This window comes from Agrobacterium sp. M50-1 (assembly GCF_049843495.1).
GTDB lineage: Bacteria > Pseudomonadota > Alphaproteobacteria > Rhizobiales > Rhizobiaceae > Agrobacterium > Agrobacterium radiobacter.
This window is the reverse complement of record NZ_JBBHZH010000013.1, coordinates 20,771-39,153: the sequence shown is the minus strand read 5'-3', so window position 1 is coordinate 39,153 and position 18,383 is coordinate 20,771. Positions and strand designations below refer to the sequence as shown.

The following is an 18,383-nucleotide window of genomic DNA, read 5'->3' as shown; positions in this document are numbered from 1 at the left end:
GCTCGGCGATGGCCTGAAAATCAGGGGAAAAGGCATGGACGATACGACTGCGCGCAGGCGCCTGAACCTTTGGGCCTCCGCGCCGGATCGTCATTCGCTGCTGGAAGACGCGCAGGGCGTTCTGGCGGGCAGCATGCTGGTTTCGCTGGGCGTCACGCTGTTTTCGTCCGCGGGCCTTTTGACGGGCGGCGTGGTGGGGCTTGCCTTCCTGGCGCATTATTCCACCGGCTTCAGCTTCGGCGTGGTGTTTTTCCTTACCAATCTGCCGTTCTATTATCTCGCTTTCCGCCGCCTCGGCCTCGCCTTCACGGTCAAGACCTTCTGCGCCATCGCGATGACGGCGCTGCTTTCCGAATATATGCCCGGCTTCTTCGCCTTTCAGAGTATCAATCCGGTTGCCGCCGCCCTTTTCGGCGGGCTGACGGTTGCGGCCGGGATGCTGGCGCTGTTTCGCCACCGCACCAGCCTCGGCGGTTTCGGCATCTTGGCGCTTTATCTGCAGGATCGTTTCGGCTGGCGCGCGGGCCTCGTGCAACTTGCCTTTGACGGCATGGTGCTCGCCTGCTCGTTCTTCGTGGCCACACCTTTCGTCATCCTCTGCTCCATCCTTGGCGCGCTGGTCATGAACCTCACGCTTGCCATCAATCACAGGAACGACCGCTACATCGCCATGTAGCGGCCGCCCGTTTTGGGTTTAAGAGGTCAGGCCGCCTTTGCAGCCGCATCGACCGGATGCTGCGAGCGGAAACAGACGGCGATGCGGTTCCAGGTGTTGATCGCGCCGATGGCGACCGTGATCTTCACGATGTCCTCATCGGAGAAATGCGCCTTCAGCGTCTCGAAGGCGTCATCCGGCGCGCCGGTTTCGGCAATCTTCGTCACCGCATCCACCCAGCCGAGCAGCGCCCGTTCCTGCTGGGTATAAACGGGGGATTCCCGCCACACGCTCATCAGGTTGATCCATTGTTCGGAAAGGCCGTCATGACGGCTTTCCTTCACATGCATGTCCACACAGAAGGCGCAGCCGTTGATGATCGAGGCACGCAGCTTGATGAGGTGAACAAAGCGGCGCTCAAGCCCGCTGCCCTGGACGTAGTTTTCCAGCGCCATCACGGCCTTGAAGGCTTCGGGGGATGCTTTGGCATAGTTCAAACGGGTTTTCATGGGTCTCTCTCCATTGGTTGGGTCTGTTTAAGGGCATGCGTCATCGGTCCGGAAAGCTGTGATGCTTCCGGTATTTCGGTGATCCTGTCTTTTGGGCCTCAGCGCGTCGCTGTCTTGCGCTCGTTCAGTTCCAGAAAGGCGCAGCCGCGCGCGGCAATCCCGCCATCATCATTGGCGGCAAGATCGCCCAGAATGTCGGCGATGGTGGTTTTGGCGAGCTCCGCCCGATAGGCCTTCTCCGCTTTCAGCATCGCGGCGTTGATGCCGCAGGGCTTGGTGAAATAACGTCCCGGCAAGGGGTTCGGTCCGCGCTGGCGGATTTCCGCACACCGGAAGGCAGGCTGCGGCCCTTCGACGGCAAGCACGATATCGAGCAGCGTGATCCTGTCGGTCGTACGGGCCAGACGATAACCGCCCTTCGGCCCCGGCACGGTGGCAACTATTCCGGAATTGGACAGCGACTGCAGGTGTTTCAGAAGATAGCTCGTGGAAACGCCGTGAAATTCCGCCAGCGCCGCCGCCGACAGCACACCGCCCTCGGAAAGTCCCGCCAGCATGCCCACGCTGTGAATGGCCTGTTCCACGCCGTCCCCGAGTTTCATCCGACTTGCCTCTGTGTGGTTTGTGTCATTATCATGGATATTATTTATCCACGATTAAGCTTTCCTGTCAAGCGGCCCTGTTGCGCTCTTCTTTTTCGCGGGCTTTTCACTACCTTGATGGGGTGAAGCACACCGAGTCTCCCATTTCCGGCACCCATGTCGGCTCCTTGCCCCTTTCATTCCAGAAATGGTTTGTCGAAAAAGGGTGGTCTCCGCGCGCCCATCAATTGGAGCTGATGGCGCGGGCGCGCGGCGGCGAGAACATGCTGCTGATTGCGCCCACGGGCGCCGGCAAGACGCTGGGCGGCTTCATGGCCTCGCTCACCGATCTGGCAGAGCGCGGCAAGGTGCCGCCGGGCTCGGGCTTTGTCGGCGTGCACACGCTCTATATCTCGCCGCTCAAGGCGCTGGCCGTCGATATCGAGCGCAACCTCACAAGACCCGTTTCCGAAATGGGCCTGCCGATTTCCATCGAGACCCGCACGGGCGATACGCCGCAGGGCAAACGCCAGCGCCAGAAGGTGAAGCCGCCGGATATTCTGCTGACGACGCCGGAACAGGTCTCGCTGCTGCTCGCCAACAAGGAGGCCGAGCGCTTTTTCCGTGACCTGAAATATGTGGTGCTCGACGAATTACATTCGCTCGTCACCTCCAAACGTGGCCATCTGCTGTCGCTGGCGCTTGCCCGTGTGCGCCGGCACGCGCCCGATGTGCGTTTCATCGGTCTTTCGGCCACGGTGGCGGAGCCGATGGATTTGCGCCGTTATCTTGCGCCGCAGGGGCAGGGTGAACCGCCCGCTGGCCTCATCACCGTCGAGGGCGGGGCAAAACCGGATATTTCCATCCTGAACACGGAAGAGCGCATCCCATGGTCCGGCCATTCGGCGCGTTACGCCATGAAGGATTTGTACTCTGCGCTGAAGGACCACCAGACGACGCTGATCTTCGTCAACACCCGTTCGCAGGCGGAGCTGATCTTCCAGGAGCTCTGGACAATCAATGACGACAATCTGCCGATTGCCCTGCATCACGGTTCGCTGGATGCCGGTCAGCGCCGCAGGGTGGAGGCCGCCATGGCCGAAAACCGGCTGCGCGCCGTCGTCGCCACCTCCACGCTCGATCTCGGCATAGACTGGGGCGATGTCGATCTCGTCGTGCATGTCGGCGCACCGAAGGGCGCGAGCCGCCTGGCCCAACGCATTGGCCGCGCCAATCACCGCATGGATGAGCCGTCAAAGGCGATCCTCGTTCCCGCCAACCGGTTCGAGGTGATGGAGTGTCGCGCTGCACTGGATGCCAATTATATCGGCGCGCAGGATACGCCGCCGATTGCCGAAGGCGCGCTCGATGTTCTCGCCCAGCATGTTCTCGGCATGGCCTGCGCCGAACCCTTCGATGCCGACGATCTTTACCGCGAAGTGACCAGCGCCTCGCCCTATGCCGATCTGCCGCGCGCCACCTTCGACCGGGTGGTGGATTTCACCGCTACCGGCGGCTACGCGCTGCGCACCTATGAGCGTTACGCCCGCATCCGCCAGATGAAGGACGGCCGCTGGCGTGTCTCCAACCCCGCCGTCGCACAGCAATATCGGCTGAACCTCGGCACCATCGTCGAGGCGGCGGAACTGAATGTCCGCATGGTCAGGCGCAATCCCAAGGGCACTGTCGGGCGCGGCGGCATGTCGCTCGGCAAGGTCGAGGAATATTTCCTCGAGCAGCTGGTGCAGGGCGATACGTTCCTTTTTGCCGGCAAGGTGCTGCGTTTCGAAGGTATCCGCGAGAATGAATGTCTGGTCTCGCAGGCCTTTTCCATGGACCCGAAGATACCCTCCTATGCCGGCGGCAAGTTTCCGCTTTCCACCTACCTCGCGGATCAGGTGCGCTCCATGCTGTCAGACTCGACGCGTTGGCATGCGCTCCCGGATCAGGTGCGCGACTGGCTGGCGATCCAGAGGGAAAAATCGATCATTCCCAGGCGCGACGAGCTGCTGGTGGAAACCTTCCCCTTCCGCAAGCGCTTCTTCATGGTCATGTATCCCTTCGAGGGGCGCTTGGCGCACCAGACGCTCGGCATGCTTTTGACGCGCCGGCTGGAGCGTGCGGGCGCAAAGCCCATGGGCTTCGTCGCCACCGATTATTCGCTGGCCATCTGGGCGATGGAGGATATCGGCATGCGGCTGAAATCCCGCCGCCTGTCACTGGCGGACCTCCTCGATGAGGACATGCTGGGCGACGATCTGGAAGCATGGCTGGACGAATCCTTCATGCTGAAGCGCACCTTCCGTAATTGTGCGGTGATTTCCGGCCTCATCGAACGCCGCCATCCCGGCAAGGAAAAGACCGGCCGTCAGGTCACGGTGTCTGCCGATCTTATTTATGACGTTCTTCGCAGCCATGAGCCGGATCATATCCTGCTGGAAGCGACGCGGAGCGATGCCGCGGCTGGACTTTTGGACATTGGCCGTCTTGGCGATATGCTGAAGCGAATCAAGGGTCACACCACCCACCGCGCGCTGGAACATGTCTCGCCGCTTGCCGTTCCGGTCATGCTGGAAATCGGCCGTGAGACGGTGGCGGGCGAAGCGATGGACGATGTGCTGGCCGAGGCCGCCGACGAGCTTATCGCCGAGGCCATGTCCTGAAACATGCAATGAAGGAACAACGATAAAAGTGCTGAGCCGGCTGACATTGAGCGACAGGTTTTCCAATGGCTTCGAATGCCTTGGCAGCGAGACCGCCATCAACGGCGTCGCCGCCTGGTGCGACCCGTTGGGCGGGCTCTACCTGCCGGACCTGTCATTGCTCGTCGTCTCCGATCTGCATCTGGAAAAGGGCGCGGCTTTTGCAAGGCGTGGCCGCATGCTGCCGCCCTATGACACCATCGCCACGCTTAAAATCCTGTCCTCCCTCGTCCGCCGCTATGATCCGAAGATCGTCGTCAGTCTCGGTGATAATTTCCACGATCGCGTCGGTTCCGAGCATCTGCCGCTGCCGCTGCGCGAACTCATCCGCGAGATGGCCCGTGGCCGCGAGTGGATATGGATCAATGGCAACCACGACCCCGACGGTACGATCGATCTGCCGGGTTCTTCGGTGGACGAGATGTTTTATGGCAATCTCGTCTTCCGCCATGAGCCGAAGCTGGGAGATGCCGCGGGCGAAATTGCGGGGCACCTGCATCCTTCCGCAACCGTGCGCCGTCGCGAGAAAACGGTGCGACGCCCCTGTTTCGCCGCCGACGGTTCACGGCTTTTGATGCCGGCATTCGGGGTGATGAGCGGCGGGCTGGATTTGCGGCATAAAGCCATGCGCGGGCTGTTCGATCATGCTGCGCTCGTCGCGCATCTGATGGGGAGGGATCGCATCTATTCGGTGCGGTTTTCAAATCTCATCGGCTGAGCGCATCGTCGCCGTTATCTCTTTGTTTCTACGCATTGTCCGGACGCAAAGCCGCTACGCATTTTTGCTGGAAATGCTCTATTGCCGGTAGACCAGTACCGGTATCTTCGAATTCTTCAGCACCTTGGCCGTGACGCTGCCGAGCAGCATTTCCACGAAGCTCCTGCGCCGATGCGAGGCCATGGCGATGAGGTCGCAGCCGGTCCTGTCGGCGATTTCGATGATCGCCTCGTCCGGCCGCCCCGCCCGCGCCAGCAGCGCTTCGCAATCGAGCCCCATGGCGGCGGCGTGCGCCTGCGTATCGCGCAGCAGATGCTCCGCCTCTTCGCAACGGTGAAATTCCTCTTCGGCAATGGCGGCAATGTCCTCGACATCGCTGGCAATCACATGAAAGGGTTCCGATACCGTCACGACGGTCACCTTTGCGCCTGCCTCCTTGGCGAGAGCGAACCCTTGGTCGATTGCGATCTGCGCCAGCGGCGAGCCATCGGTGGGAATGAGAATGTGCTTGAACATGACATTTCTCCTTTTCATCCCGGTTACAGCCACACTGGCCGCCAAGAGCTGTTTGCGTGGTTGTAACGCCTTGAATTTTACCGCAAACCGATGAAGGAAGCGAATGCTATCTTTGGCGCAGAGGGTCGCCTGCGCCCTATTTTGCAGGAGGAAGAGCGGTCAGTCCTTGCGGAAGATGATGCTGGCGCCCCAGCCGGTCACGACGGCGAGCAGAACGCAGAGCGCGCCGTAGGCAAGCGGCGTCTGATGCGCCGCGTCGGTGATCGCCTGCTCCATGCCGGTCTTGACGACACGCAGTTTCAATTCGCGCTGGGCGATGAATTTGCCGCTCTTGAAGAGATAGGCGCGGGCGGTGTGTACACCGTTCGGCACGTTTGCGGGCAGGCGAAGTGTCGCCCAGAACAGGCCGGTGCGTTCCAGCCGCACCCCGGTCGTGTCGTTGCGATAGATGCCGCTGGAAAGCTTGAGCCGACGGTAGGCTTCCTGAAAATCGAAGACATTGTCGGGCACGCCGGAAAACACCGCGCTTTTCAGCGACAGATGGTCGACGCCGAGCCCCATGGCCCTGAGCGTGCCGGGCGAGGCGATGTCGCTGATATTGCGCGTGCTGGCCATGGAATAGGATTCCGGCAGCGGCGTGAAGGTGATGGCGCTGGTATTGATCCAGATGCCCGCCACACGCTCCTTCTTGCGCACGGTCATATAGTCGCTCGGCCCTTCCAGCGTCACGACGATATCATATTGCCCGATGGCAAGCAGCAGCTGGTCGGTATTGTTGAGCGCACCGAAGAGCGTGAAATCCGCCCCGCGAAAATCCGACGCAATGGGAATTTCCGTCGTCGATGCGCCGATTTCGATATTTTCCAGCAGGGACCGCTGCTGCGGCCCGGGCGGCAGGGCAAGCGGCGGCGTCTGCGCCGAAGCAGTTTGCCCGAGGGCAAGACATGAGAGCAGGGCAAGGGCGGCAAGCCGCAAATGGCGGGTCAATAACCTAACCCCCCGACGGCGACCGAAAACAGGTCTTCCGGCCGCACCACCAGCGATACCGCAAGGCGAAGCGCAACCGCAAGGACGAGAAGGGCGAGCAAAGCACGCAGCTGTTCACCGCGCAGTTTCTGGCCGACGCGCACACCATATTGCGCGCCGATGACGCCCGCCACCATCAGGATGAAGGCCAGCACCACGTCGACGGAATAGTTGGTCGCGGCCTGAACGACGGTCGTATAGGCGGTCACGAAAATGATCTGGAACAGCGAAGTGCCGACAACCACGCTGGTGGGGATGCGCAGGAGATAGATCATGGCCGGCACCATAATGAAGCCGCCGCCGACACCCATGATCGAGGTGAGGATACCAATGCCGAAACCCAGCGTGACGACGGGAATGATGCTGAGATAGATCTTCGATTTCTTGAACCGCATTTTCAGCGGCAGGCGATGCACCCAGTTGTGGTGCCCCGGCCGACGCAGCGTCACGGTTTCGTTGCGGGCGGCGCGGCGCAGCGCCGAAATGCTCTCCTTCAGCATCAGCACGCCAACGGTGCCGAGCAGGATGACGTAAAGCAGCGAAACAATGAGATCGAGTTGGCCGATACTGCGCAGGAAGGAGAATATCCACACGCCGACCGTCGCCCCGACAAGACCGCCGACAAGCAGCACGCTGCCGAGCTTCACGTCCAGCGTTCCGCGCCGGAAATGGGTGATCGAGCCTGACACGGAGGAGGCGACCACCTGGTTTGCGCCTGTCGCCACGGCCACCACGGGGGGAATATTGTAGAAAATCAGAAGCGGCGTGATCAGAAAGCCGCCGCCCACGCCGAACATGCCGGAAAGAAAACCGACGGCCGCGCCCATGCCGAGAATGATGAAAATATTCACCGACAGTTCTGCGATCGGCAGATAGACAGTCACGGCTCGGACCTCGGGCAAATGGTTCCGGGCGGCAGGGCTTGTCCGGGTGAGGGGGCCGCGCCGCGATTTACACTTTCTGTCTGAAAAGACCGGGCGTGCCCGACCTTCATCCGTCATGCCCGCGAGGGCCTGACCTGTCAACATTCAACGGTAAATACGTTGATAATTTGGAAAGATAGCGGTCGTGTGTCGACAGGCCGCCACATTCCTGCGCCGGGTTACCCGGAAGCGGCCAAGGGGGCCGCTTCACCAGTTCCAGAACGCTTACTTGTTGCGGGCGAGAAGCGCGGTCACCAGCTCGTTGGTGATGCGCCCGTCGGGTGCCTGACCCACGGACTTCTGGAAGTCCTTGATGGCGGTTACGGTGTTCTTGCCGAGCTTGCCATCGGGCTGGCCGGCGTCGAAACCGTTCTTGTTCAGGATCGCCTGAATATTGCGGATCGCCTTTTCCATGTCCACGGAGGCGGTCTTTAGCCCCTCCTTGCCGGCCCATTCCTCAGGCGGGTTGACGCTGTTGGCGTCTTCCGAAAGCGGTTTGACCTTCCAGGCGTCCACCTTGGCCTTGGCGCTCTGAAGCTGCTGCGGGTTCAGTGCCCCTGCCACTTCGTCGCGCTTCTGGGCGGCGTCGGCGTCACCGTCCCTGGCGGCGATGGCGAACCACTTGTAGGATTCTTCGATATCCTGCTTCACGCCGCTGCCGCGGGCGTAGAGAATGGCGAGGTTGAACTGGCTGTCGCGCACACCGAGGTCGGAGGCCTTGATGAACCATTGTGCGGCGGCGGCAAAATCCGGCTGACCGGCCGCGTCGGAGGCGAGCAGGACCGCGAGATTGTGCATGGCGCCGGCATTGCCCTGTTCGGCCGCCAGCGTGTAATAGCGCTTGGCTTCGGCAAGGTTACGTTCGACGCCGTTCGCCTTCTCGTAAAGATTGGCAAGACGATATTGCGCGGGCGCAAGACCGCGATCGGCAGCCAGCTTGTACCACTTTGCCGCTTCCGCACGGTCGGCGGCAACGCCGCGGCCGTCGGTGTAGCGCGCTGCGATCTCGAACAGTGCCTGCGTATCGCCCTTGGCGGCGGCTTCGGCAAGCGATGCGGGCTCGATGCCAGCGGGAACCGGGATGGCGTCCTGGGCAGGAGCGGCCGTGGCGGCGACCTCAGCCGGTTTTGGAGCTTCGTTCTGCGCGACGGTGCCGGAATTTGCGGGATCCACAGCGGGAACATCGGCAACCGGCGGCTCGTCCGGCAGCGGCGCACCGCCTATGGTGCGATTATCAATGATATTTTGCGCCGGTGCGGTATTTTCGATGCTGTCAGCGGATGCCGACTGTTCCGGATCGATGGCGAGATCGGACGGAATGGTGACGGCCTTTTCGCCAGTCTCGGGAAGTGCTGAAACCGGGCCATTGTCCATCTTCTGCTCGATGACCGGCGCCGGGGCTTCCGCGCCGCCGATCAGCGTCTTGACGAGCGGCATGGCCATCATGGCAAGAAGAATGGCGCCGATGCCAAGCAGCAGCGGGCGGCGATAGCGGGAAAGTGCCGAGGTGTCGGCCTTGCGGCTCTTCTTGCCGGTTTCAAGCTTTTCCGGCGATGTTTCCATGGCGGCGGCCTGCGCTGCGCGGCGGGCGGCGGCGATGAAATCCGTCCGTCCTTCCGCATCCGCAGCCTTGCCGCTGGCGGCCACCTGGCTGGCGCGCACGCGTTCCAGGATTTTCTTGATATCGGGCGCACCCGAACCCGGCTCCAGAAGTTCGTTCTCCTGACCTGCGGGCAGCACATCGATCGGATCGAGCGAGGGAGCGGGCTCGACCTGCGTGCGGGTGGAGGAGGCCGATACGGGTTCTTCAGCTGTTTTGGCGGTCTTCGCCGTGCCAGTCTTGAAACGCTTCGTCAGGCCTGCAAGCAGGCTTGTCTTTTCCGCTTTTGCGGGCTTTGCGGCGGCGGGTGGTACGATCGTTGCCGCGTCGTTTTCGCTGCTATCGTCGAGAAGGGCCTGTTCTTCGGCAATATAGCCTTCCTCCGGGAAGATGGCGGCCGGCATGGGCGCTTCTTCGCGGGCGGGGGCGACCATCTGCTGCGCGACGTTGCGGGGCGTTTCGTCACGATAGGCGGGTGCGTTGTCGAGGCTGTCGAGCCGGCCGGCGATCTGCACCAGCGTTTCATGCAGCGCCTCGAAGGTACGGTGCGTGCGCTCTTCGGTATTGCGGCTCAGCGCTTCGAGACTGCGCAGGTCGGTCGCAAGATCGGTCAGCATCGTCATGTCGGCGATGTTTGCGCCGGCCGAGAGATTGTTGCGGGTATAGGCATCCAGAACTGCTTCGGCAGCCTGCCGCGCCGCTTCGATGATATATTCATCGTTCGACGCCATGTAGTCTTCGATCGCCGCCATACGCGCGTCGAGTTCCGGCGACATGCCTGTCGCCTGCATCTGCACCGGCTGGCTGATCAGCGTGGAGAGATGCGCGATCTGGTTTTCGAGGCTGGCCAGCGCATGGCTGTCGGCGGGCGCGGCGTGGGCGGTTTCGTCCAGGCGGGCGGCAATATTGCCGAGCCGCTCTTCCAGACGCGAAAAGGCGCTTTCGCTGAGCCCGGATGCGGCCTGCGGCTGGCTGTAACGATAGTCGAGGTCCTCGATCCGGCGCGACAGCGTGTCGAGCCGTTCGGCCAGGCCGTCATTGACGGCGCCGTGGTCGAGCGCATCGATCTTGCGGGAAATATCGCTCAGAAAAGATGTCAGCTCCGCCTGCTGCGAGGGACGCTGCGAACGCTCCAGCAGCAGGGAGAGCTGGTCCAGCCGCTCGTGCAGCTGGGCGGCGTCGCGGGCGGTGCTGAGCTCATCGATCTTGCCGGCCAGCGCTTCAAGGCGGGCGGTGAGATCGAGCGCCGGTTCCGGCTTGGCGGCGGCAAGGCGGTTGATGTCGCCGAGCTGTTCGGAAAGGCCGTTCAGCCGGGTTTCCAGCCGCTGCGCCAGCGCATTGTCCGTTGCCTGTGCATTCGCGCGTGTGCCGGTGGCGGCAATGGCGCGGCTGATTTCATCCAGCCGCTGGTCGAGACCGGAAAACTGCTCGCTAAAGGCGGCCTCGTTCGGCTTCATATGTTTGCCGAGCTGCTCTACGGCGCTGGCAATCGCGATCAGCTTGTCTTCGAGCACGCGCACGGCCGGATTGTTGCTCATGCCGCCAAGCTGAGTCTTGATGTCATCAAGACGATAGGCGAGCGAAACGATCTCATCCTGCAGCGCGCCGGCGTCGAAACCACGCAGCGTGTCTTCCACATTGTTCCAGCGGCTTTCGATCCGGTGCACGCTGTCTTCGCGCGCAAGCTGGTCGATCGTCAGGCGCAGGTCTTCGAATTCGTTGCGCAGCCCGTAGGCGTCAGGCGATGCCAGATTGCCGAGCTGGTCTATGCTGCCGGCCAGCCGTGCGATATCGTCGCGCAGGTCGCCAATGAACTGCTGGTCTTCCGCGACTGCGCGAATATTGCGGATTTCGGCGCGCAGGCCCTGCGCTTCGCGCGCAACGCCCTCGGCAATATCGTGCTTCAGTTCATGCCGCAGATTGACGAGCGCCTGCGCAATCTCCTGCAGGGCCGCGTCGTTGCGTTGCGGTTCCTGATAGGACGGAATGGAACGTGTACGCGGGGCGGGAGCGGCTGCGGCCTGCTGCGCGTCCCTCGGACGGTATTCCGGCGCAAGCGGTCTGGTAATCGTCCGTTCCGGGCGGGCGGCGGGTTCCTGCGGGCGCTGGAAGCTTGCTTCGAGGAGGCGCTGGCGTTGGCGGATTTCGTTCACGGGGTCGAGCTGCGGCGGGGTAACACTGGCGCGTGGCTCGCGGGGCGCGGCATAAGCTTCGTTTTTGGGCTCGGCCTGAGCGCTCGCACCCCGAGGGTCGCGCGGAAACTTCTGGCTCATCAGCCCTTCGATGCGGGCTTCGAGGCCTTCAATGGTGCGATTGAGAGCATCAAGAGACGATCTGTCGCTTGGCTGTTGGTTTTTCGATCGCAATCCGTTCATCTTTTCGCTCGCTTCGCTTCCGCCCGCCGTGCCCGGTTATCTGTCGCGACGTTGCCTGCCTGAACACGCCGTCGCCGCAACATGCAGCAATTCCAGAGCCGGTATTTGCCCCCGTTGAGGAAAATGCGCCGGAGTACGAAGCAGTTACCTCTCTCGGGAGAATTCACGAAACGTGGTAAAGAAGTGGTTAACTATGGTCGGAATTTTTTAACTTTTGTGGCGCGTGAGAGCCATGAGCAGGACCGGCCATCCATTCCGCGGAAAAGGGGAGGCGATATTCCGCCGAAATTTGTTTGACGTTTACGCGCACGTCAAATATTGTCATCCCATATCGGCCGGATTATCGCCGGCCCCCACGATGCGGAGGAACATCGGTAATGCCTGTTTACAAGGCCCCAGTCAAAGACACGCTTTTTATCCTGAACGACGTTCTCGGCCTGGAGCGGTATAACAACCTGCCCGGCTTTGAGGATGCAACCCCCGACATGATCGAGGCGATCACCGGTGAGGCCGCAAAGCTTGCCGAGGAGCGGCTTTTCCCGCTCAACCTTTCCGGCGACAGCCAAGGCTGCAAGCGCGCCGATGACGGTTCGGTCTCCGTGCCAGATGGTTTCAAGGACGCCTACGACGCCTATTGCGAAGGCGGCTGGATCGGTCTTGCCGTTCCGCCGGAGTTCGGCGGGCAGGGCCTGCCCTATACGCTGCATGCGGCTATCGGCGAATATATGTCGTCGGCCAACCTGTCGCTGATGATGTATCCGGGCCTCACGCAGGGTGCGATTGCCGCCGTCCTCGTGCATGGCACGCAGGAGCAGAAGCAAACCTACCTGCCGAAGATGGTCGAAGGTTCCTGGTCCGGCACCATGAACCTCACCGAACCCCATTGCGGTACCGATCTCGGCCTGCTGCGCACAAAGGCCGTGCCGCAGGGCGACGGCAGCTATAAGATTTCCGGGCAGAAGATATTCATCTCCGCCGGCGAACATTCCATGACTGACAATATCGTCCATCTGGTGATTGCCCGCATCGAAGGTGCGCCGGAAGGCACCAAGGGCATTTCGCTCTTCATTGTGCCGAAGTTCCTCGTGAAGGAAGACGGCACGCTCGGTGAACGCAACGGCGTCACCTGCGGCGCGATCGAACACAAGATGGGTATTCACGGCAACGCCACCTGCGTCATGAACTACGATGACGCGACGGGCTATCTGCTGGGTGCGGAGAACAAGGGTCTCTCCGCCATGTTCGTGATGATGAACGAAGCCCGCCTCGGCGTCGGCCTGCAGGGTCTCTCCGTTGGCGAGATCGCCTACCAGAACGCTGTCGAATATGCCCGCGAGCGTATTCAGGGCCGTTCGCTTTCCGGTGCGAAATTCCCCGACAAGAAGGCCGATCCGATCATCGTGCATCCCGATATCCGCCGCACGCTGATGACCATCAAGGCTTACAACGAGGCCGGCCGCGCCTTCCTCCTCTGGACGGCGCTGCAATCCGATATCGCCCACCGCGCCGCTGACGAGAAGCAGCGCCAGGCGGCAGACGACCTGCTCGGCCTCGTTACGCCAATCCTGAAAGGCGTGCTGACCGACAAGGGCTTCGACCATGCTGTCATGGCGCAGCAGGTCTTTGGTGGTCACGGCTACATCGAGGAACATGGCATGAGCCAATATGTCCGCGATGCCCGCATCACCATGATCTATGAGGGCGCCAACGGCATCCAGGCGCTTGATCTGGTGGGCCGCAAGCTCGGCATGAATGGCGGCCGCGCCGTCATGGCGCTGTTCAAGGAAATCGGCGATTTCTGTGAGGAAAACCGCGCCGACGAAAAGCTCAGCCTCTACACCAAGGGCCTGAAGAAGGGCTTGAACGACCTGCAGGCCGCAACCATGTGGTTCATGCAGAACGCCATGGCCAAGCCCGACAATGCCGGTGCCGGTTCGACCGACTACATGCACCTCTTCGGCATCGTGGTGCTGGGTTACATGCAGGCGCGCATGGCGAAAGCCGCCAGCGAAGCGCTTGCGACCGGTGCCGCTTCGGACGAGGATTACCTCAAGACCAAGCTCGTCACGGCAAAGTTTTATATGGAGCGCATCATGCCGGAAACGGCGCTGCGCAAGGCCCGCATCGAAACCGGCGCGGACACCATGATGGAACTGGCTGCGGAAGCATTCTGAGAAGGTTGGCGGTAAACACGCCGCAGGGAGAGAGTTTATGACCGACGTTTATATCTACGACCATGTCCGCACCCCGCGCGGACGCGGCAAGAAGGATGGCAGCCTGCATGAGGTGCCTTCCGTTCGCCTGGCCGCCAAGACGCTGGAAGCCATCCGCGACCGCAACGGGCTCGACACCTCTGCTGTCGACGACATCATCATGGGCTGCGTCGATCCGGTCATGGATGCAGGTGCGGTGATCCCGAAAGCCGCCGCCTTCGAAGCCGGTTATTCCAACAGGGCGCCGGGCATGCAGATCTCGCGCTTCTGCGCTTCGGGTCTGGATGCCATCAACTTCGCGGCCGGCAAGGTCAAGGCCGGCTCGGACGATATCGTCATCGCCGGCGGCGTCGAGAGCATGTCCCGCGTCGGCATGGGCATGTCGGGCGGCGCCTGGTACATGGACCCCTCGGTCAACTTCCCGGCCTTCTTCATGCCGCAGGGCGTTTCGGCCGATCTCATCGCCACAAAGTATGGTTTCTCCCGTGACGATGTCGACGCCTATGCCGTCGAGAGCCAGAGGCGTGCGGCGCATGCCTGGGAAAAGGGCTATTTTAACAAATCAGTCATTCCGGTGAAGGACTCAAACGGCCTGACGATCCTCGACCGTGACGAGCATATGCGCCCCGGCACGGACATGCAGGCGCTGGCTTCCCTCAACCCCTCCTTCCAGATGCCGGGTGAAATGGGCGGCTTCGAAGCAGTCGGCATCATGGCCCACCCGGAAGTGGAGCGTATCAACTACGTGCACCATGCTGGCAATTCGTCCGGCATCGTCGATGGCGCTGCCGCCGTGCTGGTTGGCTCGAAGGCGGGCGGCGAGGCGATGGGCGCGAAACCGCGCGCCCGCATCAAGGCTTTCGCCAATATCGGTTCCGACCCGGCGCTGATGCTGACCGGCCCCGTTGATGTGACGGAAAAGCTCCTGAAAAAGACCGGAATGTCGCTCGCCGATATCGATCTCTTCGAACTCAATGAAGCTTTTGCCGCCGTCGTGCTTCGTTACATGCAGGCTTTCGAGATCGACCACGACAAGATGAACGTCAACGGCGGCGCAATCGCCATGGGCCATCCGCTGGGCGCCACGGGTGCGATGATCCTTGGCACGGTGCTGGACGAGCTGGAACGGCGCGACCTGAACACCGCACTGGTCACGCTCTGCATCGGCGCGGGCATGGGCACGGCAACCGTTATCGAGCGGGTTTAAGAGGCTTCGGCTGATACCGCAACGGTTCCTCCGTCATCCTCGGGCTTGACCCGAGGATCTATCCCCAGTGCTTAGATCCTCGGGTCAAGCCCGAGGATGACGGAGAAAGCGAAGCGGCCATGAAGATTCAGGGAAGAGGAATCCCAAATGAGCACTTATACCAATTTCACCATCGAGACGGACGCAGACGGCATTGCCCTCGTTACCTGGGACATGCCGGAAAAATCCATGAACGTCTTCACCACTGAAGTGATGGACGAACTGAACGCCATTGTTGAGGCGACCGTCGCCGACGCTGCCGTCAAGGGCGTCGTCTTCACCTCCGGCAAGAGCACGTTTTCCGGCGGCGCTGATCTTTCGATGATCAAGTCGATGTTCTCCTTCTACAATGACGAGAAGGCGATGAACCCGGATCAGGCGGCGGCAAAGCTGTTCGAACTGGTTGGCCGGATGACTGGCCTGTTCCGCAAGATCGAGACCAACGGCAAGCCCTGGGTGTCGGCCATCAACGGCACCTGCATGGGTGGCGCTTTTGAACTCTCGCTCGCCTGCCACGGCCGCGTGGCCTCCAGCGCCAAAAGCCTCAAGATCGCCCTGCCGGAAGTCAAGGTCGGCATCTTCCCCGGCGCCGGCGGCACCCAGCGCGTGCCGCGTCTGACCGATGCGCAATCGGCGCTGCAGATGATGACGACGGGCCAGTCGCTGACCGGCGCACGCGCCAAGGCCATGGGTCTGGTGCACCAGGTGGTGGAGCCGGATCAGCTGGTCGCCACCGCAAAGCAGATGATCAAGGACGGCCTGAAGCCGGTCGCACCCTGGGATGAAAAGGGCTTCAAGGCCCCCGGCGGCGGCATCTGGACGCCTGCTGCAGCCCAGCTGTGGCCTGCCGCTCCCGCCATTCTGCGCCGGGAAAGCGCCGGCAACTATCCGGCAGCACTTGCCATCCTCAAATGCGTCTATGAAGGCCTGCAATTGCCCTTCGATACGGCGCTTAAGGTGGAGCAGCGTTATTTCACCGAAATCCTTCGCTCGAAGGAAGCCTTCGGCATGATCCGCTCGCTGTTCATTTCCATGCAGGAACTGGGCAAGGGCGCGCGCCGCCCGGCTGGCCAGCCGAAAACGGAGTTCAAGAAGATCGGCGTTGTCGGCGCTGGCTTCATGGGTGCTGCTGTCGCTTATGTCACCGCCGCAGCCGGCATCCCCGTCACTCTCGTCGACCGCGATCAGGAAGCCGCCGACAAGGGCAAGGGCCATTGCGAGGAAAGCGTCAAGGCGGCCATCGGCAAGGGCAGGCTGACGCAGGATGAGGGCAAGGCCCTGCTCGACCTTGTTACTCCGACGGCGGATTACAAGGCGCTCGCCGATGCCGATCTCGTCATCGAGGCTGTCTTCGAGGACCGCGACGTGAAGAAGGCGGTCATCGAGGCGGTGGAAGCCGTGTTGCCCCAAGGCGCGATCTTTGCTTCCAACACCTCCACCTTGCCAATCACCGGGCTTGCGAAGAACTCGAAGCGCCCGACCGATTTCATCGGCATTCACTTCTTCTCGCCGGTCGAGAAGATGATGCTGACGGAAGTGATCCTCGGCAAGGAAACGGGCGACAAGGCGCTGGCCGTCGCGCTGGATTACGTGGCCAAGATCAAGAAGACGCCGATCGTCGTCAACGATACGCGCGGCTTCTTCGTCAATCGCTGCGTGCTGCGCTACATGGCGGAAAGCTATGACATGCTGATCGAGGGCGTACCGCCCGCCATGATCGAAAATGCCGCCAAATTCGCCGGCATGCCGGTCGGTCCGCTTGCGCTGAATGACGAGGTGGCGATCGATCTTTCCTACAAGATCCTTAAAGCCACCGTCGCCGATCTCGGCGAAAAGGCCGTTGATCCGCGCCATATGGAGCTGGTGAAGAAGCTGGTGGAAGGCGAGGGCCGTTTTGGCCGCAAGAACGCCAAGGGCTTTTACGACTACCCGCCAAAGCCCGCCAAGAAGTCCCTCTGGCCCGGCCTGAAAAATCTCTATCCGCAACAGAAGCCGGAGGATGTGGATATGGAAGTGCTGAAACAGCGCTTCCTCGTCACGGTGGCTCTGGAAGCCGCCCGCACGGTGGAAGAAGGCATCGTCACCGATCCGCGTGAGGCCGATGTCGGCTCCATCCTCGGTTTCGGTTTCGCCCCCTATACCGGCGGCGCGCTGTCCTATATCGACGGCATGGGTGTGAAGACTTTCGTTGCTCTGGCTGAAAAGCTGAGCGAGGCCTATGGCCCACGCTTTAAGCCGACGCCGCTCCTGAAGGAGATGGCCGCCAAGGGCGAAACCTTCTACGGTCGTTTCGATCCTTACGCCAGCGCCGCCAAGGCGGCGTAAGGTTTCCGGAGAGATTACTGAACAGGCCCTTCGGGGCCTGTTTTATTATGCCGCTTTCCGTGCATCCTTTGCCCGGCTGAGGCGTTGAAAGGGCGTGACCGGGCGAAAGACGCCCGCCGCCGCAATTCAGCACGCCTCAGGAGACAGCGATGAAAGCACCACTGCGATCCCACGGTTTCGACAAGCCATCCGACCTGGACGATGAACTGGCCGAACTGGACGAAGAGGCCGAGGCTGTGGCCGCCGAAGCAAAGGTGGCAAAACCCGCAGCGAGGAGAACGCGTGCCGCCAATATCATCGACCCGGCGCTACGCGCCGAACTGGACGAGCTTCGCAAACAGGTCGACAAGATCCGCCGCGATGTCAAACGGCTGGAGGCGGCCCAACATTCCCGTCACAGACCCGCACAGCCCCACCATGAGCGCGACCGCGAGAATTCCCGAGTGATGACGGTGGTGCGCTCCGTCGCCGTCACCTCGCTTGCCAGCCGCATCTTCGCGTCTTCGCCCGTCATGGCGGCGCTGGTGGCCGTGGTGCCTTTCGCGCTTGGCCTTGCTGCGCGGCGCAGTGAAGGGGCATAGCCGCCCCACGCTGCGCCCTCTCGTAACCTTGCGACCCTTTCCGAACGCGTCCGCCCGTCGAACGCCGATCAGGCCCGGCTGATGGCGGAGAGTGGATTTCCAGCCAGGATCCGGCCTCTGCCGGACACGCATTCCAGCCATCCACAGCCGCTGTGAAAAAACTGTCAAAAAACTTCGCTATGGCGCTTGCCATGTCCGAACAAGATGTTATAACCCCGCTCACTTTCGGGGCACCAAACGGCCCCGCCCGCCAAAAGCGGAGGTTCTTCAAGGACCTGAAGTGCCCGGATAGCTCAGTTGGTAGAGCAGCGGATTGAAAATCCGCGTGTCGGTGGTTCAAATCCGCCTCCGGGCACCATTTCTCTCAAATCAATTATCTAGTGAATTGGTTATGTGGTGGCTTGCCCCATTCA

General features: G+C 61.7%; 13 protein-coding genes and 1 tRNA gene. 8 read left to right on the top strand and 6 right to left on the bottom strand.

The window, feature by feature from the left end; translation table 11 throughout:
* Positions 1 to 34 precede the first annotated feature (34 nt).
* The gene (locus WDZ78_RS22505) at positions 35 to 676 is read left to right on the top strand and encodes a YitT family protein (protein WP_425674294.1); all 642 of its coding nucleotides are present in this window, start codon (positions 35 to 37) and stop codon (positions 674 to 676) included.
* Positions 677 to 702: 26 nt separating this feature from the next.
* On the opposite strand, the gene WDZ78_RS22500 is transcribed toward WDZ78_RS22505, so the two are convergent.
* Positions 703 to 1,164: a carboxymuconolactone decarboxylase family protein gene (locus tag WDZ78_RS22500; RefSeq protein WP_425674293.1), complete on the bottom strand. Its 462-nt coding sequence runs from the start codon at positions 1,162 to 1,164 to the stop codon at positions 703 to 705.
* Positions 1,165 to 1,262: 98 nt separating this feature from the next.
* Positions 1,263 to 1,766 carry an RrF2 family transcriptional regulator gene (locus tag WDZ78_RS22495; protein WP_425674292.1) on the bottom strand — a complete coding sequence of 168 codons (504 nt, stop codon included), beginning with the start codon at positions 1,764 to 1,766 and terminating at the stop codon, positions 1,263 to 1,265.
* Positions 1,767 to 1,888: 122 nt separating this feature from the next.
* On the opposite strand from WDZ78_RS22495, the gene WDZ78_RS22490 reads away from it, so the two are divergent.
* The gene (locus WDZ78_RS22490) at positions 1,889 to 4,408 is read left to right on the top strand and encodes a ligase-associated DNA damage response DEXH box helicase (protein ID WP_425674301.1); all 2,520 of its coding nucleotides are present in this window, start codon (positions 1,889 to 1,891) and stop codon (positions 4,406 to 4,408) included.
* A gap of 28 nt (positions 4,409 to 4,436) precedes the next feature.
* On the top strand, positions 4,437 to 5,165 hold the full coding sequence (pdeM, locus tag WDZ78_RS22485; protein WP_425674291.1) for a ligase-associated DNA damage response endonuclease PdeM: 729 nt from the start codon (positions 4,437 to 4,439) through the stop codon (positions 5,163 to 5,165).
* 78 nt (positions 5,166 to 5,243) lie between these two features.
* Here pdeM and WDZ78_RS22480 read toward each other — a convergent pair whose 3' ends face one another.
* The 4 genes from WDZ78_RS22480 to podJ all read right to left on the bottom strand — a co-directional run bounded on the left by WDZ78_RS22480 (position 5,244) and on the right by podJ (position 11,605).
* Complete coding sequence (locus tag WDZ78_RS22480; RefSeq protein WP_425674290.1) at positions 5,244 to 5,681, bottom strand: universal stress protein; 438 nt, start codon at positions 5,679 to 5,681, stop codon at positions 5,244 to 5,246.
* Between the two features lie 159 nt (positions 5,682 to 5,840).
* Complete coding sequence (locus WDZ78_RS22475; RefSeq protein WP_020010965.1) at positions 5,841 to 6,668, bottom strand: TIGR02186 family protein; 828 nt, start codon at positions 6,666 to 6,668, stop codon at positions 5,841 to 5,843.
* The gene (locus WDZ78_RS22470) at positions 6,665 to 7,591 is read right to left on the bottom strand and encodes a sulfite exporter TauE/SafE family protein (protein ID WP_020010964.1); all 927 of its coding nucleotides are present in this window, start codon (positions 7,589 to 7,591) and stop codon (positions 6,665 to 6,667) included. Before WDZ78_RS22470 ends, WDZ78_RS22475 begins: the two co-directional genes overlap by 4 nt.
* A gap of 264 nt (positions 7,592 to 7,855) precedes the next feature.
* A complete protein-coding gene (gene podJ, locus WDZ78_RS22465; RefSeq protein WP_425674288.1) occupies positions 7,856 to 11,605 on the bottom strand; it encodes a cell division protein PodJ in 3,750 nt (1,249 codons plus the stop codon).
* 377 nt (positions 11,606 to 11,982) lie between these two features.
* Between podJ and WDZ78_RS22460 the strand changes: the two genes are divergently transcribed.
* From WDZ78_RS22460 to WDZ78_RS22440, 5 genes are all read left to right on the top strand, one after another.
* A complete protein-coding gene (locus WDZ78_RS22460; RefSeq protein ID WP_020010962.1) occupies positions 11,983 to 13,779 on the top strand; it encodes an acyl-CoA dehydrogenase C-terminal domain-containing protein in 1,797 nt (598 codons plus the stop codon).
* Between the two features lie 37 nt (positions 13,780 to 13,816).
* Positions 13,817 to 15,025 (top strand): acetyl-CoA C-acetyltransferase, encoded by a 1,209-nt coding sequence (locus WDZ78_RS22455; RefSeq protein ID WP_425674287.1) that lies wholly within the window; start codon positions 13,817 to 13,819, stop codon positions 15,023 to 15,025.
* 147 nt (positions 15,026 to 15,172) lie between these two features.
* On the top strand, positions 15,173 to 17,389 hold the full coding sequence (locus tag WDZ78_RS22450; RefSeq protein WP_425674286.1) for a 3-hydroxyacyl-CoA dehydrogenase NAD-binding domain-containing protein: 2,217 nt from the start codon (positions 15,173 to 15,175) through the stop codon (positions 17,387 to 17,389).
* 149 nt (positions 17,390 to 17,538) lie between these two features.
* Positions 17,539 to 17,970 carry a hypothetical protein gene (locus WDZ78_RS22445; protein WP_020010959.1) on the top strand — a complete coding sequence of 144 codons (432 nt, stop codon included), beginning with the start codon at positions 17,539 to 17,541 and terminating at the stop codon, positions 17,968 to 17,970.
* Positions 17,971 to 18,252: 282 nt separating this feature from the next.
* A tRNA-Phe gene (locus WDZ78_RS22440) sits at positions 18,253 to 18,328 on the top strand.
* The last annotated feature ends 55 nt before the right edge of the window (positions 18,329 to 18,383 follow it).